The sequence below is a fragment of the Pseudomonas sp. BF-R-01 genome (assembly GCF_019946615.1).
Classification (GTDB): Bacteria; Pseudomonadota; Gammaproteobacteria; order Pseudomonadales; family Pseudomonadaceae; genus Aquipseudomonas; species Aquipseudomonas migulae.
On sequence record NZ_JAGYFX010000029.1, the window covers coordinates 34713 to 56082 of the forward strand.

Here is a 21370-nt window from a genome sequence, read left to right on the forward strand (position 1 = left end):
ACCGGCACTTGCCCATAGAAAGGGCTTCTCGCTTGCCGGGATCGAGAACGCACCCTAGTCTAGCTGTAGCGATCACGTTGGATGATGATCTGGCAGTGCTAAAACAAGGGACCTCATGAATCAAACGCGGACTCTCGGAACGCCACGGTTGCTGGGCATTGTCTGGCCATTTATCGCTGTCGTGCTATTTCAGGCGCTGTTGGGCGGTTTCAGCCTGTATGTTTTGTCGGCGGTGCGCGGCTATGTTGCCGGCGAAAGCCTCTGGTCCAAGGGCCAGAAAGACGCCATCTATTACCTGAATCTCTACGCGGACAGTCGCGACGAGACGATATTCCTCAAATACCAGAACGCCATCGCCGTGCCTCAAGGGGGCCACGAGTTACGTTTGGCGCTGGACCATCAGCCGCCGAACATCGAAGCGGCACGCCAGGCGATCCTCAAGGGGGGCAACCATCCGGATGACGTCTCCAGCCTGATCTGGCTGTACCTCAATTTCCGCCACTTCTCTTACCTTGAGAAAGCCATCGACCTCTGGACGGTAGGGGATGCGTATCTGCTGCGCCTTGATAATGTTGCTCGGGAAATGCATCAGCGCATCACCTCCCGTCAGGCCACCAATGGCGATATCCAGCGCTGGAAAGATCAGATATTTGCGATCAACGATGAAGTGACGCCGGCGGCGAAGGCCTTCAGCGATGCCCTGGGTGAAGGCTCGCGGGTGATTCTGCGCCTGCTGCTGTTGACGAACCTCGCCACCGCCCTGGGCTTGATTGTCCTGGCCCTGATGCGCACGCACAAATTGCTCAAGCAGCGCCATGCGTTCGCCGACGCCTTGCAGTTGGAGAAGGAGCGCGCGCAGATCACCCTGCAATCGATTGGCGATGCTGTGATCACCACCAATGTCGACGGCGCGATTGCCTACATGAACCCGGCCGCCGAGGCGTTGACGCACTGGAAGGCCGAGCAGGCGACAGGCTTGCCCCTGGCCGCGCTGTTCAATCTGCTGGACGAGAATGCCCAGGCCGACGGCTTTACGTTGATCGAGCACATCCTGAGCGGTCAGCTCAGTGGTGGCAGCGAGCATTCCAAATTGATTCAACGGCTGGATGGCAGCACGGTTTCGGTCACACTGGTCGGTGCGCCGATCCGCAATGCCGGCAAGGTCAGCGGCACCGTGCTGGTGTTGCACGACATGACCCAGGAGCGGCAATACATTGCCAATTTGTCCTGGCAGGCGACCCATGACGCCCTGACCGGGCTGGCCAATCGCCGCGAATTCGAATATCGCCTGGAACAGGTGCTGCACAACCTGACGCGACATCCGGGGCGTCATGCCTTGATGTTTCTCGATCTGGACCAGTTCAAGCTGGTCAACGACACGTGCGGCCACGCGGCGGGGGACGAGTTGTTGCGGCACATCTGCGCGTTGCTGCAATCGGGCTTGCGCGAAGGCGATACCCTGGCCCGCCTGGGCGGCGACGAATTCGGCATCCTGCTGGAGAGTTGCGCACCGGAAGCCGCGGAGAAAATCGCCGAGGGCCTGCGCCAGACCGTGCAGAACCTGCACTTCGTCTGGAAAGGCCGGCCGTTCGTGACCACCGTGAGCATCGGCCTGGTACACATCAATCAGCACCCGACCACCCTCGAAACGTCGCTGCGCGCCGCCGATATGGCCTGTTACATGGCCAAGGAAAAGGGCCGCAACCGGGTTCAGGTCTATCACGCCGATGACTCGGAATTGTCCCTGCGCTTTGGCGAAATGGCTTGGGTGCAGCGCTTGCACATGGCGCTGGAAGAGGACCGCTTTTGTCTGTATGCCCAGGAAATCGCAGCCTTGGGTCATGTCGAAACAGGCGGCGGGCATATCGAAATCCTGTTGCGCCTGCATGACGAAGCCGGGCGCATGATATTGCCCGACAGTTTTATTCCGGCGGCGGAACGTTATGGGTTGATGACTTCGCTTGATCGTTGGGTTGTACAGAATGTTTTCAAGATCATTGCCCAATGTATATCGGAGAAACACAAAGGGCCGTTGGCGATGTGTGCGATTAATCTGTCAGGCACAACTATAGGAGATGAGGCGTTCCTGGACTTCCTGCGTCAACAGTTCATTACTTATTCCATACCGCCTGAAATGATTTGTTTTGAAATTACTGAAACCAGCGCTATTTCCAATCTTGGAAGTGCAATTAGATTTATTAATGAACTCAAAGGCTTAGGTTGCCACTTTTCGTTGGATGACTTTTGCGCCGGTATGTCCTCATTCGCCTACTTGAAACATTTGCCTGTAGACTTCCTGAAGATCGACGGGAGTTTCGTAAAGGATATGCTGGACGACCCGATTAACCGCGCCATGGTCGAAGTGATCAATCACATCGGCCATGTAATGGGTAAGCGTACGATTGCCGAGTTTGTTGAAACACCCCAGATTGAACAGGCATTGCTGGAAATCGGGGTGGATTACGCTCAAGGGTATGTGATTGAGCGCCCGCATTTGTTTACCTGCGATAGTTTACAAAGTCGTCCTGCCAGGCCTCAGCCGTTGTTGTTCAAGGCGCCTGGCACGTTCCGTTGAAATCTCTTGCTGATCCTTACAATCACAATCAAAAGGAACCCGACAGTGATCGATACATTCAACAGAACCGGACCCCTCATGGAAGCTGCAAGTTATCCCGCCTGGGCTCAGCAACTGATCCAGGACTGCAGCGAGAGTAAACGCCGGGTTGTCGAACACGAATTGTACAGGCGCATGCGAGATAACAAACTCAGCGCAAAGACCATGCGCAACTACCTTATTGGTGGTTGGCCCGTGGTTGAGCAATTCGCGTTGTATATGGCACAGAACCTCACCAAGACCCGTTTTGCCCGCCATCCCGGCGAGGACATGGCGCGACGATGGTTGATGCGCAACATTCGTGTGGAATTGAACCATGCCGATTACTGGGTGCACTGGAGCCGTGCTCACGGTGTCAGCCTGGAAGAACTGCAGGCGCAAAAGGTGGCCCCTGAACTTCACGCCTTGAGTCATTGGTGCTGGCACACCAGTTCGGCGGACTCGCTGATCGTTGCCATTGCCGCCACCAACTACGCCATTGAAGGCGCGACCGGCGAGTGGTCGGCGCTGGTCTGTTCCAATGGCGTCTACGCGGCATCGTTCCCCGAAGAGGATCGCAAGCGAGCCATGAAGTGGCTGAAGATGCATGCCCAGTACGATGATGCCCATCCGTGGGAAGCGCTGGAAATCATCTGCACGCTGGCGGGGCTGAACCCGAGCAAGTCACTGCAGGCCCAATTGCGCGAGGCCGTGTGCAAAAGCTACGACTACATGTACCTGTTCCTGGAACGGTGCATCCAGCTTGAGCATGTGGAAAAGGCTCCGGTCGCGCGTGGGCGCATGGCATTGGCCGAAAGCTGATCGGTTGGACTCACCATTGAAAAAGCCCGCGCCCTCTATCGATAGAGGGGCGGGCTTTGTCGTATTGGCCGCAAGCCGTCAGGCGCTGACTTTCAGTCCGATCAGCCCGGCAATGATCAAGGTCACGCTGGCCAGCCTGAACAGCGCCATCGATTCACCAAACAGGATGATCCCGGCGATGACCGTGCCGACGGCACCCACGCCGGTCCAGATCGCATAGGCAGTGCCCAGGGGCAATTCCTTCATCGCCAGCCCAAGCAGGCCAAGGCTGATGGCCATCGCGGCAATCGTCAACGCAGTAGGGAGAGGACGGCTGAAACCGTCGGTGTATTTCAGGCCGACAGCCCAGCCCACTTCGAACAGGCCGGCGAAAAACAGAATGATCCAGGACATGAGAGACCTCCATCGATTGACGGGGTCGTCCCCAGATTAATGACTCGATCGAGCCGCGAGGTCGTCCTCGCGTTGCGCAGTATGGTGCCCATCATTAACCCGGGGATCAAGTTTTCCGCTTACTCGGTCACTTGCCGAGCTGCGGTTTCCCGATCTTCTTTCTCGCTCATCCGGCGGAAATACGTCGAGAGCAACGCCCCGGAAATGTTGTGCCACACACTGAACAACGCGCTCGGCACCGCCGCCAGCGGCGAGAAATGCGCACTGGCCAGCGCGGCGCCCAAACCGGAGTTCTGCATGCCAACCTCCAGCGCCAGGGATTTACGCTGGGCCAGTGGCAACTTGAACAGCCGTCCGGTGAAGTACCCCAGCAGATAGCCGAAGCTGTTGTGCAGCATCACCACGGCCATGATCAGCAGGCCGGACTCGGCGATCTTTGCCTGGCTGGCCGCGACGACAGCCGTAACGATGATCACGATGCTGACAACGGAAACCAGCGGCAATACGTCCACCGCGTGGCGAACCCGATCACCGAGCACGCGCTGAGCGACCACGCCGAGCACGATCGGCAGCAGCACCACTTGCAGGATCGACCAGAACAATTCCATGAAGGACACCGGCAACCAGGCCGAGGCGAGCAGCCAGATCAGCGCGGGCGTCAGCAGTGGAGCGAGGAGGGTGGTGACGGCGGCGATGGCCACCGACAGCGCCAGGTCGCCACGGGCCAGCCAGGTCATGACGTTTGATGAGGTGCCGCTTGGGCAGCAACCGACCAGGATGACTCCGACGGCGATTTCCGGCGGCAGATGGAACACCTGGCAGAGCAACCACGCCACACCGGGCATGATCACGAAATGTGCAACCACGCCCAGCGCCACGCGCCACGGATGGCGAGCGACTTCGGCGAAGTCTTCGAGCTTGAGGGTCAGGCCCATACCGAACATCACCAGGCCCAGGAGCGGCACGATCGCGCCTTTCAGGCCGAGGAACCATGCCGGTTGCAGGAAAGCCACGACGGCGAAAATCAGAACCCAGTAAGCGAAGGTGTTGCCGACAAAGCGACTCAATGCAGCCAGTGCACGCATGGCCTGATCCTTATTTTAAGTAGCACTGCAAAACAAATGTGGGAGCGGGCTTGCTCGCGAAAGCGGTGTTTCAACCAACACATGTGTTGGATGTAAAACCGCTTTCGCGAGCAAGCCCGCTCCCACAGTGGAAAATCACCAGGCTTTAGATTCCCTGCGGCGTCTCTTCACCGCCCAACGCTTCAACCAGCGCCGGGAGGAAGTCGCCGAACGTCAGCATCATCAGGGTGAAACTGGCGTCCAACTGGCCGAGGGCTTCTTCGCCGCCGTCCTGTTCCGCCTGATCCTGCAGCAGGTCTTCGAACTTCAGGCGCTTGACCACCATCTTGTCGTCAAGGACGAAGGACAGTTTGTCCTGCCAGGCCAGCGACAGCTGAGTGACCACTTTGCCGGTGCTCAGGTGCAACTGGATTTCTTCGCTGGTCAGGTCCTGACGCTTGCAGCGCACGATGCCGCCGTCTTCGTGGGTGTCGCGCAGCTCGCACTCGTCCAGCACAAAGAAGTCATCCGCGGCTTTCTGGGTGGTGACCCATTCAGTCATGGTGGCGGTCGGGGACATTTTCACGGTCAGCGGACGTACCGGCAGGGTGCCGATCACTTCACGCAGGGTCGACAGCAGGTCTTCGGCACGTTTCGGGCTGGCCGAGTTGACCAGAATCAGGCCCTGTTTCGGCGCGATCGCAGCGAAGGTCGACGAACGACGGATAAAGGCACGCGGCAGGAAGGCCTGGATGATTTCATCCTTGATCTGATCGCGTTCCTTTTTGTAGACCTTGCGCATTTGTTCGGCTTCGATCTCTTCGACCTTTTCCTTAACGGCGTCACGCACGACGCTGCCCGGCAGGATGCGTTCTTCCTTACGGGCGGAGATCAGCAGGAAGTCGCCGCTGACGTGCACCAGTGGTGCATCTTCGCCCTTGCCGAAAGGCGCGACGAAACCGTAGGTGGTCAACTCCTGGCTTGCACATGAACGCGCCAGTTTGGTGGCCAGTGCAGTTTCCAACGCCTCGGCATCAAAAGGCAGATCTTGGGTCAGGCGATAGATAAGCAGGTTTTTGAACCACATGGGGCGAGTCTCTCCTTTATACAAAGTGGGGCATTATTCTCTTCGTGGCGCCATAGGCCAACCCTTCTCTAAGCCTTTGGAAGGCCTGAAAAAATTATTTAAAAAAGTGCTTGCCAGAGGTGAGGTCGCTCCGTAGAATGCGCGCCACACCGAAAGTGAAGGGTGATTAGCTCAGCTGGGAGAGCGTCTGCCTTACAAGCAGAATGTCGGCGGTTCGATCCCGTCATCACCCACCATTCGCTTCAAGTGTTACGCGCAGCGGTAGTTCAGTCGGTTAGAATACCGGCCTGTCACGCCGGGGGTCGCGGGTTCGAGTCCCGTCCGCTGCGCCATATTCGGTAACCTGGAACGCTGAACGCCAGGTCACCACGGAAAAGCCCGCTAACGCGGGTTTTTTTCTGCCTGAAGTTCCTGCTGGATGCGTCGTTTCACCGGTTTTCAGATTTTTTTGAATTATTTATCAATTAAATCAACACGTTATGAAAATCTGTGGCACAATGCGCCCCGCAACGAAGGTAAAGGGTGATTAGCTCAGCTGGGAGAGCGTCTGCCTTACAAGCAGAATGTCGGCGGTTCGATCCCGTCATCACCCACCATTTACTTTCAACGCTACGCGCAGCGGTAGTTCAGTCGGTTAGAATACCGGCCTGTCACGCCGGGGGTCGCGGGTTCGAGTCCCGTCCGCTGCGCCATATTCGGTAACCTGGAACACTGAACGCCAGGTCACCACGGAAAAAGCCCGCTTTAAGCGGGCTTTTTGCTGTCTGGAGTTTGGCTTTATGCCGACTTCCATTAAAAAAGCGACCTTCGGGTCGCTTTTTTCGTTTGTGCCCGCCTACTGTTCGGCGTTTCGGCTGTGTCGGTAATCGCTGACCGCCTCGTAAACGGCTTTGCGCAAGCGGTTGATGCCGCCAATCGGGCGATGGGCCTCAACACCAAACCATGGATTGAACGACTGGTTGTCGCATTGCAGGTTCAACGCTGGCGTGTCGAAGTCCTGGGCGGGCACGTTGATCCGCGCCACTGTCTGGAAAGGCGCGTCGCTTTCCTTCCATTCAACGCTGGTGTCTTCGATCGGCATGTACTTGCCTGCATCTTGCCGCTGGATCTGCAGGACAAAGCAGGCAGGCACCCGATCGGTCGACAGTTGCTGGTTCAGCGCATTGCGCAGAAAGTTCGGCAACTTCTGGTTTTGCGCGGGCAGGGCATAGGTCGGGCAGTTCGTTGGGTCGGGCATGACCCGAAACTTGGCATTGGCCTCGCCGAATTTGTAGGGCGAAACCGAAAAATACGTCGTCTGGGTCGGGCTCGGTGGTGGCGGAGAAAGCGTCGCCAAGGCAATAAACAGATGACGGACCTGCCAGGTGCGCGGGTCCCAGCCCGGAAAGAACGCCATCACCTTCTTGCCGTCCGCCTGGGCGGCGACATTCTGACGATATTCGGCGACATCGCTGACAAAGAAGTTCGGATGGCTGAACATCACGAAGTCCTGTTCGCCGCGACGCTGTTGATCGCTGAGCAGTTGCTTGCCTGGCACATCGAGCAGTTTGATCGCCATGCCCCGCGCATCGCGGATGCTGTCGAATTGCGGGTAGGCATTGCCGTTGGACAGGCGCATCGTCGCTTGCCAGGTCTTGCCCGGCTCACTGAACACACCTTGACGCAACTCTGTCGCCAGATCCGGCAACACCTGCACCTCAGCCTTTACACAGCCATGGGCCTTGGCATGGGCATCACGCAGATAGCGGGTGCTTTCACGGTGTTGATCGACAATCCGCACGGCGGTCTGGATCACGTCCTGGGTCATGGCGGCTTCGCCATCCGGAATCTGCTCCAGTGCCGAGACCGGTCCACGGTGCTGCCAGGCAAACCAGGCAGTGGCCAGCGCCCAGCCAAGCAAGCCGATGCACAGCAAAACCAGCAGGGTTTTGCCGAGCAGGCGGCCCAGCCACAACCAGAACCGGGCAAACAGCGGCAAATCCTTCTTGAAGGTGGTCATGATCATGGCAATTGCGCCTCCAGCGGGCCGCCCAGCACTTTCAGGTACTCCATCAACGCAAAGCGTTCCTCGGGTTGCAGCAGTCGGCCAATCACCCCGTTGCCGTGTTTACCCGCGCGGAATTCATGGCCGCTGTTGTGGTTACCGGTAATGCGCGTATCGAACAGGAAGCCATTGGTGAAGGCTTCGGTGCGATAGCCCAGGTGTTTCGGGTCGTACTCGAACGTGCCTTTATAGAAGGTGGCCGCGCGTTCGTCCTGAGGCGAGAGCAATTGATAAATGCTTGGTACCGAGCCGTTGTGCAGGAACGGAGCGGTCGCCCAGACGCCTGACAGCGGCCGAGCCTTGTAGGCGACTTTTTCACGAACGCCGATCGGCAGGCCGAAGCCATCGAGCCGAGGCTTTTCTGCCGCTGTGACCTTGGCCTCCCGGTAAGCCCGGTCCTCGACGAACGCCGTGACGTAGGCCAGCCCCTTGGCCACCGAAAGCTGGCTCAGGTCCAGCGGCTCCTCGGGGGTCGGGTGCAGCTTCACGTCCATCTGTGCCAGCTCCGTCGGGTCCCATTGCAGCGCAGTCAGGTCGAAACGGTGATTGGCGATGTTGTTTGCCGCTGTCGGATCAGTGCCGATGACGTCGACGGGCAGCATGTGCAACTGCTGCACCCAGCGCTCGTCTTCCTGGATCGTCCGCGGAACGTGGCAGCCCGCGCAGTTCTCGGTGAACAGTGCGCGACCTTTGGCGGCCAAAGGCTTGTCGACAGCGCCCAGCAGCTCTTCCGGCCAGGCAGGCGGTTTGAGTCGTTGCAGGGTTTCTTCGATCAGGTGCAAATCGCGCACCCGCACGCTGGACGGATATCGGTAGTCGCCCTTGAGTGGCTGCCCGTTGCTGTCGAAGAAATTCAGCGTGGCGCCTACGCCCAACGCCTCACCGATGTTACGGGCCATCGGTTGCTGCGCCGAACCGTTCCACTGCACCCAGTCGAATGTCCACATGTCCCACAGTTGCGGGTAGTCGACCGGCGCATTGGCCACCCGGTAGTTGGCCGGTGAGATCGCGTCGCCGAAACTGGCGTTGGCAATGCGCCCGAACGCGTCGGTGCGGCCAGGGCCTTCCTCGGTCGGGTAGAGCCCTCGATGGGTGTCGTTCCAGGCTACTTTCAAGAACGTATCGAGAGAGGTTTTGAAGTCTTTGCGCAGCTGTTGATGCCGGGCGTCGTATTCCTGGCCCAGCACGTTGCGAGCGAAACGTTCGAATTTCCACGGGTTGTAGTAAGTCGACGTCAGACTGGCGACCAGAGCTTGTCCGAAACTGCCACCGCGCAGTGTCGGAACGCTGGACGGCAAGACGTGTTGCGCCGAACCGCCATCGATGCGGATGGCCTGACCGTTGAAGCGCAATTCGCCGGTGTGGCAGGCGGCGCAGGTGATGTCCAGAAACTGTTCCTGGCTGCCGGGGTTTTGATGGCGGGCGAAACCCACGGGCAGGTTGCCGGGGTTGTTCGGCGTGGCTTTCTGGCCGGGATCGACCAGGAAACCGAAGCGCGCAAGGTACTCCGGACTGGCGAATCGCTGTTGCGAAAAGGGCAGCTCGAGCGCGTTGAACCACTCGTAGCGCAAGCCTTTGACCTGAGTGCCCTGGGGCGTGAAGTAGTAGGTCTGGCGGTCGGCCGCGCTCCACTGCTCCAGGTAATGCACTTGTTGTGCTGGCGACCAGTTCGGCAGTTTCGGGTTGGCGACGTAATACAGAATCACGGCGAGGGCGAGGCCCAGCAGTGCAACGATCAGAATCAGAAAGCGATAAAAGAGGCGCAAGTTAAACATCCTTGTCGAGTTGTCGCTCTCTTATGCCTCAGCTGCAATCGTGGGGCAAGTGGCCATTACTTCAGTTGTTGTGGGACGAAGCAGTCGTCCCTGTGGGGCGAAGATGACAGAAGCTTCATCATCCGATTCCGGAAATGCGTTAAAACACCTGAACTTATCAGAAGTTTCCTGCTCTCATGCCGGTAGCCATTGGTCGTGGCCGCCTGATAAGCTCGCGGCTTTACTCGATTGCCCTTTAGGCGCATGAACAAGGAAATAGCATGAAACAGCATCGGTTGGCGGCGGCGGTGGCCCTGGTTAGCCTGGTACTTGCGGGTTGCGACTCGCAGACCAGCGTAGAGCTGAAAACCCCGGCGCAAAAAGCTTCCTACGGGATTGGCCTGAACATGGGCAAGAGCCTGGCTCAGGAAGGCATGGATGATCTGGACTCCAAAGCCGTTGCCCAGGGCATTGAAGATGCCATCGGCAAGAAAGAACAGAAACTGAAGGATGACGAGTTGGTCGAAGCCTTCGCAGCACTGCAGAAGCGTGCTGAAGAACGTATGGCCAAAATGAGTGAAGAGTCGGCAGCCGCCGGCAAGAAATTCCTCGAAGACAACGCCAAGAAAGCCGGTGTCACCACCACGGCTTCGGGCCTGCAGTACGAAGTGGTCAAGAAAGCTGATGGCGCACAGCCTAAGCCGACCGACGTGGTGACTGTTCACTACACCGGCACCCTGACCAACGGCACCGTGTTCGACAGCTCCGTGGAGCGTGGCAGCCCGATCGATCTGCCGGTCAGCGGCGTGATTCCGGGTTGGGTCGAAGGCCTGCAACTGATGCACGTTGGCGAGAAGTACAAACTGTTCATCCCTAGCGAGCTGGCTTACGGTGCCCAAAGCCCAAGCCCGGCGATTCCAGCCAACTCGGTGCTGGTATTCGACCTGGAACTGCTGGCGATCAAGGATCCGGCAAAACAAGACGACGCTGCCAAGTAATTAGCGTTTGTCCTGACAACAACGCCTCGCTTATGCGGGGCGTTGTTGCATCTGGCGTCCGGCAAGGGTAAACAAAGCGAACGGATGTTTCAGGCTGGAGTCATAGCCATTGAGAGCGCCTGCGCTAGCCGCGGCGGAGCGCCAAGTCAATGAAATCTTGGGTTTTTTTATGTGAGTAAAAAACGCCCGATCTGAGTTGAGCCCTTATGAAACGGGGCTTTCAGCCGTGAAATGCAGCTCTGTTCACAAGGTTATCCACAATTTGTGTGGATAACATTTCAGCGGGAGGAATGATGAAAGCACCCTGGAATTTCGCTCGTTTCCTGCCACTGGCCGGACGTCTGCTCGCTCGTGGGCGTTTGCCGACGTTATTGTTCGCGGTAGCCAGCAAAGGTGCCAGCCAGGGCAACCGTTTGGGCAAGCTCAAAGACGACCTGCGCTTGTTGCAGGCGTTGTGCCTGGCTTACTGGCGCGGTGAATACCGGGCCATCAGCCCTAAAGCGCTGATCTCGGTGGTGGCAGGCTTGATGTATTTCCTGAGCCCGGTGGATGCGATTCCGGATTTCATTCCGGTGTTCGGCATGTTCGATGACATCGCCGTGCTCGCCTGGCTGATGAAGGTTCTCGACGACGAGCTCAACGCCTTCCGCGCCTGGCGCAATCGCCAGGTGCCAGAGAAGCTCGCGGTGGTCGAGCGCTTGCCCGATACCCTGGAACAACTTCAACTGCAGGGCCCGAAAAAAACCTGAGTCGATTCAGGATCATCCCTATATTCATACCCCCGCGACCTTGGCCGCTGTTAGGATTACACTTCTAAGGAAAAGCGCCGACTCGCTAAGTGTCGTTGTCCTACGGGGAAGTCATGGATATTCAGATAATCACACGCGAAGGCGAGCCCGAGTATGCGGTTGTTCCGTGGGCTCAGTATCAGGCTCTACTCAAAGCAGCAGGCATCGATCAACAACCGCCGCGCGAGGCCCCTGTGCATCGCGCGGCCACGCCAGACCAGATTCTTCCGGGTCTGGATCAACTACGCAGTTTGCGCGAAGGGAAGGGCATCGCCATTGAGGCGCTGGCCCGCACGGTAGGCATCAGCCCGTCCTATCTGGCCTTGATCGAAAGTGGCGAGCGTCAACCCGACGCTGCAATTCGCCGCAGCCTGGCCTGGGAATTGACGGTGCCAGGGTGGAGGGAAGAATCGTGAGCGTACGCATCAGTCGTCAACATTGGGACGGATTGCTGGGCGAGCTGGATCAGGCGCGCCGCCAGCGTCATTTGCTGACCTACCGCGCGTTGCTTGAGCGCCTGCAATTGCCGACGCCGGCCATGCAAACCTTGACCGCGGCCCTTGAGCACCTGGCCGCACTGGACGCCAAGGCCGAGCAGCCGCTGCGCAGCTCGTTGGTAATCAGCCAGGGCGCCAGTCGCCTGCCGCGCACCGGTTTCTTCGAATGCGTCGAGCGCCTGGGGCGTTTCTCCGGGCCGTCCGATGGTGTCGCCGCCGCCTCGTGGCATGCCTCGGAAGTGGTGCGAGTGTTCGAATACGAGTACCCCGAATCGGCGGAAGCCTGAGTGTTTTTCAAGCTCAAGGCGCGGGCCGGTTACTGGCTGGCTCGCCGGTTGTTTCACTGGTCGTGGTTTGTGCGTCAGCCACGCGGCTGGAGTTGGCTTGAAGGCCAGCTTGCACGCATGGCGAACCTGGGCGATGTCGACGCTCAAAGCTTCTATGGCCACATTCTGGCCTTTCGCGGCGTGGGCCTTGGGGCTCGTGAGGAAGGTGTCCGCTTGCTGCGCCTGGCGGCGTTGGCGGGGGATGGCAAGGCGGCGTATCAGGTGGGGGTGATCAGTCTGGCCGGGACGGCGAGCAAGGCACCGGATCCGGATGAGGCCGCCCGGTTTTGGGCGATGGCTGCCAAGGCCGGACATCCGTTGGCTGAGATCAAATTGAAAGAGTTGGCTGCTCGCGGTCCTTTGGATAATTAGTGGCTGATCCGACGCCTTCGCGGGCAAGCCTCGCTCCTACGGGATGTGAACGTTAATAACGACACCCATCCCGTAGGAGCGAGGCTTGCCCGCGAAGGCGTCAGCCCCATCACCGCTGCCCAACCAGCAATTCATCCTCTCGCTTGGGCGCCGTCAGACTATCAATCACATGCACGCTATACCCCGGCACATTCTTCGCGTGGTGTTTAGCCTGCGACGCCATCTCCGCCAACTGGCTCGCATCGAGTTGTCCACAGGCCTGTGGATGCAAATGCACCACGCCGATCGACAGCGATAACAACGGAAATTCCTGGCGCACGCCCTGGCGATTCGGGGCGATGAAGCAGCCGGCTTCCAGGTGTTCGCTGCGGTAGAAGCGCCGGCATTGGCTCTGGAAATCATCGAGCAACTGGTTCAAGCGTTTGCGCCAGTCTTCCGGCCCGAGCACCAGCAAAAAATCATCACCGCCGATATGGCCGACAAAGTCGCGGGACGGGTCGACGCGATCATTCAGACATTGCGCCAGGCACAGCAGGACTTCGTCCCCGCGTCCGTAGCCGTAGATGTCGTTGAAGGGTTTGAAACTGTCGATGTCCACGTAGCAGATCACTGATTCCCTTTGTTGTTGCAGCAGGCGCGTCAGGCATTGCTGGATCGGCACGTTACCCGGCAGCAGGGTCAGTGGGTTGGCGTAACGGGCTTGCTGGATCTTCAGTTCAGTAATCAGCTTCAGTACGTCGATGACCCGACCCAGTCCCAGGTAGCCGCCGTTGAGGGTGATGATGAAGTCTTCCTCGATGCGCTGCCGGGCGCGGCTGGTGATCAGGCGGCTGACTTGTTGCAGCGACTGGCTCATCTCGACGGCGAGAAAGTCGTCGTTCATCAACCGGCTGATGGGCTTGCGGGCAAAGAGGTCGGTGGCAAAGGGTTTGAGCAGGGCGTCCGACAGCGAATGCCGATGGACGATGCCGCAAGGGTGGCCTTGCTCATCGAGCACCGCCAGTGAGTTCAGGTTGGCCTGGCGGCGGAAGGCTTCCAGCACCGTGGCAGTCGGCGTACCCCGCGCGACCGCTGGCTGATCGATCAAAAGAGCACTGAGGTCACTGCCTTCGTCGTTCAGCGCCACCGCAGAGCTGTCCTGTTTGGGCATCAGGTTTCGCGCTTCCCTTGGCGGGTGTTCTTGAGGGCGGCAGAGCAAGTAACCCTGGACCAGATCGACACCCATATCGGTCAACACCGCGAGCTCCTCCGGCAGCTCGATACCTTCAGCAATCACCTGCGCCCGCGAGGCTTTGGCGATTTGCATGATGGAGCCGACAAATTCACGCTTGAGCGCATCCTGATGGATGCCGTCGATGAAGTGCCGATCGATCTTCACATAGTCCGGCCGCAGCTCGGACCACAGGCGCAGGCTCGAATAACCGGCACCCAAATCATCCAGCGCAATGGAAAAGCCCATCGCCCGATAGTGATGCAGCGCGTTTTGCAGCAGCTGGAAATCGTCGGTAGGCGTCTGTTCCGTCAGTTCGATGACCACCTGGCTGGGCGGTATGCCGAAATCCTGCAGCAGTTGCAGGGTCCGACCCGGTTGGTGAGCCGCTTCGAGCAGCGATTCCGGCGACACGTTGAGAAAGAGTTTGCCCGGCAGTTGCTGCTCATTAAAGCGCCGGCAAGCGCTCTCGCGGCAGGCAATTTCCAGCTCGTTCAAACGACCGGCCTGGCGGGCGACGGCAAACAAGGCGATGGGCGAGTGCAGCGGGCTGTTGGAGGGGCCACGGCTGAGGGCTTCATAACCGATGATCTGTCGTTCAGAGAGCGAAATGATTGGCTGGAACAGGCTGTGCAAACCGCTTTGAGTCAATATTGAACTCAACGCACTCAGCTGTTCGGTAGTGGTCATGGCGGTCTCTGGCGAAAAAAAAAGGACTGAGAGCCAAAGCTCTCAGTCCCGTATTTCACGACAGAATGATGACTGTTTGATGACGCTAAGGGGGCGTCAGCATTAAATTGCCATCATCGTGCTTGTAACAACTTAGTGTTTGGCAACCGCGGTGTTGAGTTTCAGGTAGTCCAGCAGAATCCGACCCGTTTCGCTCAGGTAGGCATCGTCTTCTGGTTTGACCTTGTCCGGCTCGGCCGCAGCGACATCTTCGTCTTCTTTCTTCAGCTCTTTGAGCGGCTCTTCGCCCTTGGCCTTGCGACGGATGTTTTCCATCGCAAGCTGCTTGGCTTCGATATCCGCGTGTTGGGCACGACGCTCGGCTTCATTGAGGCTGACGGTTTTTTCCGACATCAGCTTCTGCGCCAGGGCCAGTTTGTCGCGGATGAACACGAACTCCGCGTCTTTGGCCGAACGTACGTCATGCTCGGATTTGAGCTGCGAAATGTATGGCTTGAACGGGTCGACCGCAGGCTTGATGGCCGCGCGGATGGTGTCCCACGGCATGGCTTCCGGCAGGGCGCTCTCGCCGATTTCCTTGGTGTCGATGATCGACGGGTAATCGATGTCCGGCAGTACGCCCTGATGCTGGGTGCTCTGGCCGGAAACCCGGTAGAACTTGGCCAGGGTCAGTTTCAGTTCGCCATGGTTCAGCGGCTGAATGGTCTGCACGGTGCCTTTGCCGAAGGTCTGGCCGCCAATGATCAGTGCGCGGTGGTAGTCCTGCATCGCGCCGGCGAAAATCTCCGAAGCCGAGGCGGACAGGCGGTTGACCAGCAACGCCATCGGGCCTTTGTAGAAGGCGCCCGGGTTTTCATCTTCGAGTACATCGACCCGGCCATCGGCGTTACGCACGAGCACGGTCGGACCTTTGTCGATGAACAGGCTGGTCAGCTCGGTGGCTTCCTGCAAGGAGCCGCCGCCGTTGTTGCGCAGGTCGATGACCACGCCGTCGACTTTCTCTTTCTGCAACTCGGTCAGCAGTTTCTTGACGTCGCGAGTGGTGCTCTTGTAGTCCGGATCGCCGGCACGGAAAGCCTTGAAGTCGAGGTAGAAGGCCGGAATCTCGATGACGCCGAGCTTGTAGTCCTTGCCATCCTGTTTCAGGTTGAGGACTGACTTCTTCACGGCCTGGTCTTCAAGCTTCACCGCTTCGCGGGTGATCGGCACGATCTTGGAGGTCTGGTCGTTCGGCGCATTGCTGGCCGGAATCACTTCCAGGCGCACCACGGTACCTTTCGGACCACGGATCAGCTTGACCACTTCGTCCAGGCGCCAGCCGACCACGTCGACCATCTCTTTGTTGCCCTGGGCAACGCCGATGATCTTGTCGGCCGGTGCGACCTGCTTGGTCTTGTCGGCAGGGCCAGCCGGCACCAGACGCACGACTTTCACCTGGTCGTTGTCGCTCTGCAACACAGCGCCGATGCCTTCGAGGGACAGGCTCATGTTGATGTCGAAGTTTTCCGCGTTATCCGGCGACAGATAGTTGGTGTGCGGGTCGTAGGACATGGCGAAGGTGTTGATGTACGCCTGGAAGATGTCTTCCGGACGGGTCTGGTCCAGGCGCGAGAGCTGATTCTTGTAACGCTTGGTCAGCGTTTCCTGAATCTGCTTGGGCTCTTTGCCAGCAATCTTCATCCGCAGCACTTCGTCCTTGACGCGTTTGCGCCACAGGTCGTCGAGCTCTGCGGTGGACTTGAGCCAAGGCGCGTCCTTGCGATCGATCAGCAAGGTTTCCTTGGCGGTGAAGTCGATCTTGTCGACGCCCTTGTTCAGCTCCGCAAGGGCAAAGTCCAGACGCGCTTTTACGCGGTCCAGGTAGCGCTTGTAGATGGTGAACCCGGCGTTGAGGTCGCCGCTTTTGAGGAAGTCGTCGAACTGGGTTTTCCACTTGTCGAATTCGGCAATGTCGCTGGCCATGAAGTAGCTGCGCGACGGGTCCAGCAGCTTGAGGTAGCTGTCGTAGATGATCACGGAGCGCGCGTCATCGAGCGGCGGCTTGCTGTAGTGGTGACGCTTGAGCAACTCGACGACATTCAGACTGGCGATCACTTCGTCACGATCTGGCTGAAGCTTGTCCCAGCTATTGGCTGCGAACGTATTGCTCGACATCGGCATCAGGCCGATACCAATAAATAGGGCGAGGGCGGTGCTGGGGAACAGATGCTTCATGCTGATTCGACGCGGGGACAATTGATAACGCATATTAGGCCGTCTTTGAAGTCGCCGGTACCACAAGGGCCGGTCGCATAATGCAAAAAGCCCGGCGCTACAGCTTCGGGCTCAGTCCAGACTCACTATGGAGGCACTGTGAAAGCATTGCAAGGCGTTGACGGTCAAGTGGAGTGGGTTGAAGAGCCCGGTCCTACATGCGATGTAGGGCAAGTTCGCATTCGCGTGGCGGCAGCGGGCCTCAATCGCGCCGATTTGTTACAGAAGGCGGGCCTTTATCCGCCACCGCCGGGGGCCAGTCAGGTACTGGGTCTTGAGTGTTCCGGGGTGATCAGTGAGGTCGGCCCGGGCTCGTCCTGGCAGGTCGGTGATCGGGTCTGCGCCTTGCTGGCCGGGGGCGGGATGGCCGAAGAGGTGGTTGTCGACGGACGGCATGTGCTGCCGGTCCCCGAAGGATTGTCCCTGGCCGAGGCGGCAGCGCTACCCGAAGTCTATGCGACCGTCTGGCTGAATTTGTTTCAATTGGCTGCGCTCAAACCGGGTGAGAAAGTTCTTCTTCACGCCGGAGCAAGTGGAATCGGTTCAGCTGCCATTCAGCTGTGCAAGGCGTTTGGCAACCCGTGCTGGGTCAGCGTCGGTTCTGCCGAGCGTCTGGCCTATTGCGAAGCGCTGGGTGCACAGGGTGGCGTGGTGCGCACCGACGATCTGGACAGCTTGAGCGACCTGGGGCCGTTCGATGTGATTCTCGACCCGGTCGGCGGCAACTACGCCGCGCTGAACCTCAAGCTGATGGCTCTTGATGGCCGTTGGGTGCTGATTGGCCTGATGGGCGGCCGTGAGGCAAAACTGGATCTGGCGCAGGTGCTAGCCAAACGCGTGCAGTTGCTGGGTTCGACCTTGCGCAGCCGTGACGATCAGTTCAAGGCGGATTTGTTCAGTGATTTACGCCAGCATGTCTGGCCGTTGTTTGCCGAAGGGCGATTGAGCCCGCAGTTGGCGAAGACCTTCCCGATCAAGGATGCCGAAGCGGCATTTGCCGAGTTGGCGACGAACAAGGTGGCGGGGAAGTTGGTGTTGGTGATCGACGAAAGCCTCGTCTGACAACACCGAGCCCTGTAGGAGCGAGGCTTGCCCGCGAAGGCGTAATTACATTCAACACTTGTGTTGACTGATACACCGTTTTCGCGGGCAAGCCTCGCTCCTACAGGGTTTTGCGTTATTTCCAGAGGTGGATCGGCCAGCCGGCTTTTTCGGCGTGCTCGAGCAATACCGGATCAGGGTTCACCACGTGTGGGAAATCTACCTTCAGCAACAGCGGCAAATCGTTACGTGAGTCGGAATAGAAACTCGCGCCCTCCAGGTTTTCCTCTTCCGCATCCAGCCATTCCAGCAATCGGGTGATCTTGCCTTCGCGGTAGGTCAGCGTACCGACGGTGTTGCCGCTATAGACCCCATGCAACACTTCCAGCTCGATGCCCAGAATCTCGTCGATGCCCAAACGGTCGGCAATCGGCCTGACCAGGTGTGTACCCGACGCCGAAATCACCAGTATCCGGTCACCGGCCTTGCGATGGGCGGCGATGGCTTTGGTTGCGTCGCTGAAGATGATCGGTTCGATGAAGTCTTCCACCCACGGCCCGACCAAGTGGTCGACCTCTTCGGGTGTGCGCCCGATCATCGGTTCGAGGCTGAAGGCCATGTACTCCTCCATGCGCAACTTGCCGTGGCTGTAAGCGTCCATCAGTTCGTTGTTCTGACGCATGAACGACTCGGGATCGACCCAGCCCAGCCGGCCCATCTGTTCGCTCCAGAGGGTGGCGCAGTCGCCGTGGATCAGGGTTTCGTCCAAATCAAAAATTGCCAGGGCCATCAGTGCAGTTCTCTCTTCAACATCAGCAAAGTCATCAGGCTACCTCACACAGGGCCGTCGGATCGATGGAAAGCGCCAGACGCTGACCATCGGGGTGCAGATCGGCCGCCGAGCGGTTGAGCACATCCACCACCAATTCCACGCCCCGGGCCTCGATCCGGTAGCGAATCACGTTGCCCAGCAGGCTGTGGCTGCGCACTTGTGCGTCAAGTTCGCCGTTCAGGCTCAGTTCGATGGCTTCCGGGCGAATCGCGATGCGATGCGTAATCGGTCGTTGCAGCAATTTCGAGGCGTTGTCGGCGTCGAGCAGGTTGTAGTTGCCGATGAAGCCGGCAGCGAACACATCCACCGGCGCGGTGTAGAGGGTTTCGGCGTCGCCGCTCTGTACGATCTTTCCCTGATTCATCAGGAAAATCCGGTCAGACATGGTCAGCGCTTCTTCCTGATCGTGTGTGACGAAGATCGTGGTCAGGCCCAGCTCGCGCTGGATCTGACGGATCTGTTCGCGCAAATGCTTGCGAATCCGCGCATCAAGGGCCGACAGCGGTTCGTCCAGCAGCAACAGGCGTGGACGGGTCACCAATGAGCGGGCGAGGGCGACGCGCTGGCATTGACCGCCGGACAGTTGGTGCGGATAACGGGCGGCGAAATCGTTGAGCTCCACCAGTTTCAGCACTTCGGCAACGCGCTTTTGGCTGTCGTCGCTGTTGACCTTCTGCATGCGCAAACCGAAAGCGACGTTTTGCTCCACGGTCATGTTGGGGAACAGGGCGTAGCTCTGGAACACCATGCCGATCCCGCGTTTCTGCGGGCTCAGCGGCACGATGTCCACACCATCCAGCAAGATCTTGCCGCCATCTACCGAGGTCAGCCCGGCGATGCAGCGTAGCAGCGTGGATTTGCCGCAACCGGACGGGCCGAGCAGGGTGACGAATTCGCCCTTCTGGATTTCGCAGTTGATGTCGCTGAATACGGTGGTGCCTGCATAGTTTTTCTGCAGATGTTGGACGCTGACATAGCTCATTCGCTTTTGTCCTTGTTCAAGATATTGGCCGCCCAGGTCAGAACCAGTACGAAGAAGAAGTAGGAAATCACCAGCGCACTGGTGAAGTGGCCGCTGCTGTTACGCATGTTGTTGAGGTAGACCTGCAGGGTTTCGTAGCGGGTGCCGACGAGGATGTTGGCGAACACGAACTCACCGAACAGGAACGAGAACGACAGCAGCAACGCGACCATCAGACCTTTGCGCAGGTTCGGCAGCACCACCAGGAATGCCGCCTGAAAAGTGCTGGCACCGAGCAGTTGGGCGGCGTCCATCAGGTCGCGCAGGTTGATCGCTTGCAGGTTGTTGGTGATCGCTCGGTACATGAACGGCAGCGCCACGGTGAAGTAGCATCCGATCAGAATCCACGGCGTGCCGACCATCGCGAACGGCCCTGAACCGTAAAGCTGCAACAGCCCCACCGACGACACCACCGGCGGCACCGCGAAGGGCAGCAGGATCAGGATGTTCATCAGCGCATCGAGTTTCGGGAAGTGGTAATGCACCACGAACAGCAGTGGCAGGATCAGCACCACCGACAGGATCAGCGCTCCGATGCAGACCAGCAGCGATTGGCCAAAAGCACTCAGGAATCGCGGATCGCTCCACAGCTGCACATACCATTTGACGGTGAAGCCGCTGGGCAGAATGGTCGCCGACCAACTGCTGGCAATCGAGTAGATCAGCGTGCCAACCAGTGGCAGCAACAGAATGGCAAACAGCAGGTAAACCACGACGCGGTGATAGATACCGACGGGGCCCAATTCAGCGCGAGACATGGTAGCTCCTCTTCAACAGCAGCTGATGCACGATGGTGACCAGGGTCATCAACGCCACCAGCACCACGGCCAGCGCACTGGCGAGGTTCGGGTCCAGGGAAATGTCACCGGAGACCATCGCCGCAATACGGATCGGCAGCACGTTGAAGTTGCCGGTGGTCAGTGCGTAAACCGTGGCGTAGGCGCCGAGGGCGTTGGCCAGCAGGATCACGAAGGTGCCGAGCAGTGCCGGCGTCAGCACCGGCAAACCGATGTGTCGCCAGAACTGCCAGCCGTTGGCGCCCAGCAGCGCGGCAGATTCACGCCAGTCTTCGCGCAGGGCGTCGAAGGCCGGGTAGAGCAGCAGCACACCGAGGGGGATCTGGAAATACGTGTAGAGAATGATCAGCCCGGTTTTCGAGTACAGGTTGAAATCCTGAATGATCCCGGCCTGCTTGAGCATGATGGTGATGCTGCCGTTGAAACCCAGCAGGATGATGAACGCGAAGGCCAAAGGCACGCCGGCAAAGTTGCTGGTCATGTTGGCGAAGGCGTTGACGAAGTTACGCAGCTTCGAGTCGACACGACGCAGGGAATAAGCGCCGAGCACCGCGATGATGATCCCGAACACGCTGGACCAGAAACTGATCTCGAGGCTGTACTGGATCGCCTGCAAATAGAACTTCGAATTGAAGATCTTGGTGAAGTTGGCCAGGCCCCAACCGAACTCTTCCGATTGCAGGCTGTTGATCATCACCCAGATGAGCGGGGCGATCTCGAACACGATAAAAAACAGTGCGAAGGGCACGAGGCACAAGGCCGCCAGCCATTTGCCGCGAGTCATGGCA

Annotated in this window: 19 protein-coding genes and 4 tRNA genes; 12 read left to right on the forward strand and 11 right to left on the reverse strand. The window is 58.8% G+C overall.

Features of this window, described 5'->3' with window-relative positions; all coding sequences use genetic code 11:
* The first annotated feature begins 115 nt into the window (after positions 1-115).
* Positions 116-2575, forward strand: coding sequence for an EAL domain-containing protein (locus tag KGB27_RS13310; RefSeq protein ID WP_223554812.1), 2460 nt, complete (start codon positions 116-118; stop codon positions 2573-2575).
* A gap of 78 nt (positions 2576-2653) precedes the next feature.
* Positions 2654-3415: a TenA family transcriptional regulator gene (locus KGB27_RS13315; protein ID WP_008040915.1), complete on the forward strand. Its 762-nt coding sequence runs from the start codon at positions 2654-2656 to the stop codon at positions 3413-3415.
* A 78-nt stretch (positions 3416-3493) separates the two neighbouring features.
* Here the strand turns inward: KGB27_RS13315 and sugE are convergent, their stop codons facing one another.
* The 3 genes from sugE to rdgC form a co-directional block, all read right to left on the reverse strand.
* The gene (gene sugE, locus KGB27_RS13320) at positions 3494-3808 is read right to left on the reverse strand and encodes a quaternary ammonium compound efflux SMR transporter SugE (protein WP_008035664.1); all 315 of its coding nucleotides are present in this window, start codon (positions 3806-3808) and stop codon (positions 3494-3496) included.
* Between the two features lie 119 nt (positions 3809-3927).
* Positions 3928-4893: a bile acid:sodium symporter family protein gene (locus KGB27_RS13325; protein ID WP_008035661.1), complete on the reverse strand. Its 966-nt coding sequence runs from the start codon at positions 4891-4893 to the stop codon at positions 3928-3930.
* A gap of 145 nt (positions 4894-5038) precedes the next feature.
* Positions 5039-5959 carry a recombination-associated protein RdgC gene (gene rdgC / locus KGB27_RS13330; protein WP_008035659.1) on the reverse strand — a complete coding sequence of 307 codons (921 nt, stop codon included), beginning with the start codon at positions 5957-5959 and terminating at the stop codon, positions 5039-5041.
* A 160-nt stretch (positions 5960-6119) separates the two neighbouring features.
* On the opposite strand from rdgC, the gene KGB27_RS13335 reads away from it, so the two are divergent.
* From KGB27_RS13335 to KGB27_RS13350, 4 genes are all read left to right on the forward strand, one after another.
* Positions 6120-6195: transfer RNA gene (locus KGB27_RS13335), tRNA-Val, on the forward strand.
* 19 nt (positions 6196-6214) lie between these two features.
* Positions 6215-6291, forward strand: a tRNA-Asp gene (locus KGB27_RS13340).
* Between the two features lie 188 nt (positions 6292-6479).
* A tRNA-Val gene (locus KGB27_RS13345) sits at positions 6480-6555 on the forward strand.
* A gap of 19 nt (positions 6556-6574) precedes the next feature.
* Positions 6575-6651: transfer RNA gene (locus KGB27_RS13350), tRNA-Asp, on the forward strand.
* A gap of 143 nt (positions 6652-6794) precedes the next feature.
* On the opposite strand, the gene KGB27_RS13355 is transcribed toward KGB27_RS13350, so the two are convergent.
* Both KGB27_RS13355 and KGB27_RS13360 read right to left on the reverse strand, forming a co-directional pair.
* Complete coding sequence (locus KGB27_RS13355) at positions 6795-7964, reverse strand: catalase family protein (protein WP_008040913.1); 1170 nt, start codon at positions 7962-7964, stop codon at positions 6795-6797.
* Positions 7961-9769 carry a di-heme-cytochrome C peroxidase gene (locus KGB27_RS13360; protein WP_223554814.1) on the reverse strand — a complete coding sequence of 603 codons (1809 nt, stop codon included), beginning with the start codon at positions 9767-9769 and terminating at the stop codon, positions 7961-7963. Before KGB27_RS13360 ends, KGB27_RS13355 begins: the two co-directional genes overlap by 4 nt.
* Before the next feature lie 269 nt (positions 9770-10038).
* On the opposite strand from KGB27_RS13360, the gene KGB27_RS13365 reads away from it, so the two are divergent.
* From KGB27_RS13365 to KGB27_RS13385, 5 genes are all read left to right on the forward strand, one after another.
* A complete protein-coding gene (locus KGB27_RS13365; RefSeq protein ID WP_008040911.1) occupies positions 10039-10755 on the forward strand; it encodes an FKBP-type peptidyl-prolyl cis-trans isomerase in 717 nt (238 codons plus the stop codon).
* A 293-nt stretch (positions 10756-11048) separates the two neighbouring features.
* Positions 11049-11504, forward strand: a complete 456-nt coding sequence (locus KGB27_RS13370) for a YkvA family protein (RefSeq protein WP_192227878.1) — start codon at positions 11049-11051, stop codon at positions 11502-11504.
* A 113-nt stretch (positions 11505-11617) separates the two neighbouring features.
* Complete coding sequence (locus tag KGB27_RS13375; RefSeq protein WP_207285747.1) at positions 11618-11959, forward strand: helix-turn-helix domain-containing protein; 342 nt, start codon at positions 11618-11620, stop codon at positions 11957-11959.
* A complete protein-coding gene (locus KGB27_RS13380) occupies positions 11956-12327 on the forward strand; it encodes a hypothetical protein (RefSeq protein ID WP_003223109.1) in 372 nt (123 codons plus the stop codon). The genes KGB27_RS13375 and KGB27_RS13380 overlap by 4 nt, the downstream gene beginning before the upstream one ends.
* The gene (locus KGB27_RS13385; protein ID WP_008040907.1) at positions 12328-12738 is read left to right on the forward strand and encodes a sel1 repeat family protein; all 411 of its coding nucleotides are present in this window, start codon (positions 12328-12330) and stop codon (positions 12736-12738) included.
* A gap of 109 nt (positions 12739-12847) precedes the next feature.
* Here KGB27_RS13385 and KGB27_RS13390 read toward each other — a convergent pair whose 3' ends face one another.
* Positions 12848-14638: a bifunctional diguanylate cyclase/phosphodiesterase gene (locus tag KGB27_RS13390; protein WP_008040906.1), complete on the reverse strand. Its 1791-nt coding sequence runs from the start codon at positions 14636-14638 to the stop codon at positions 12848-12850.
* A 132-nt stretch (positions 14639-14770) separates the two neighbouring features.
* Positions 14771-16852, reverse strand: a complete 2082-nt coding sequence (locus tag KGB27_RS13395; RefSeq protein WP_008040905.1) for a carboxy terminal-processing peptidase — start codon at positions 16850-16852, stop codon at positions 14771-14773.
* 138 nt (positions 16853-16990) lie between these two features.
* On the opposite strand from KGB27_RS13395, the gene KGB27_RS13400 reads away from it, so the two are divergent.
* A complete protein-coding gene (locus KGB27_RS13400; protein WP_207285748.1) occupies positions 16991-17953 on the forward strand; it encodes a zinc-binding dehydrogenase in 963 nt (320 codons plus the stop codon).
* A 115-nt stretch (positions 17954-18068) separates the two neighbouring features.
* On the opposite strand, the gene KGB27_RS13405 is transcribed toward KGB27_RS13400, so the two are convergent.
* From KGB27_RS13405 to KGB27_RS13420, 4 genes are read right to left on the reverse strand one after another with little or no spacing between them, the layout of a single operon-like run.
* Positions 18069-18722 (reverse strand): HAD family hydrolase, encoded by a 654-nt coding sequence (locus KGB27_RS13405; protein WP_008040903.1) that lies wholly within the window; start codon positions 18720-18722, stop codon positions 18069-18071.
* 34 nt (positions 18723-18756) lie between these two features.
* Positions 18757-19746, reverse strand: a complete 990-nt coding sequence (locus KGB27_RS13410) for an ABC transporter ATP-binding protein (protein ID WP_008030381.1) — start codon at positions 19744-19746, stop codon at positions 18757-18759.
* Entirely contained in the window at positions 19743-20543 is an 801-nt protein-coding gene (locus KGB27_RS13415) for an ABC transporter permease (protein ID WP_008030379.1), read from the reverse strand. The genes KGB27_RS13410 and KGB27_RS13415 overlap by 4 nt, the downstream gene beginning before the upstream one ends.
* Complete coding sequence (locus tag KGB27_RS13420) at positions 20530-21366, reverse strand: ABC transporter permease (protein ID WP_162130714.1); 837 nt, start codon at positions 21364-21366, stop codon at positions 20530-20532. The genes KGB27_RS13415 and KGB27_RS13420 overlap by 14 nt, the downstream gene beginning before the upstream one ends.
* Positions 21367-21370 lie beyond the last annotated feature (4 nt).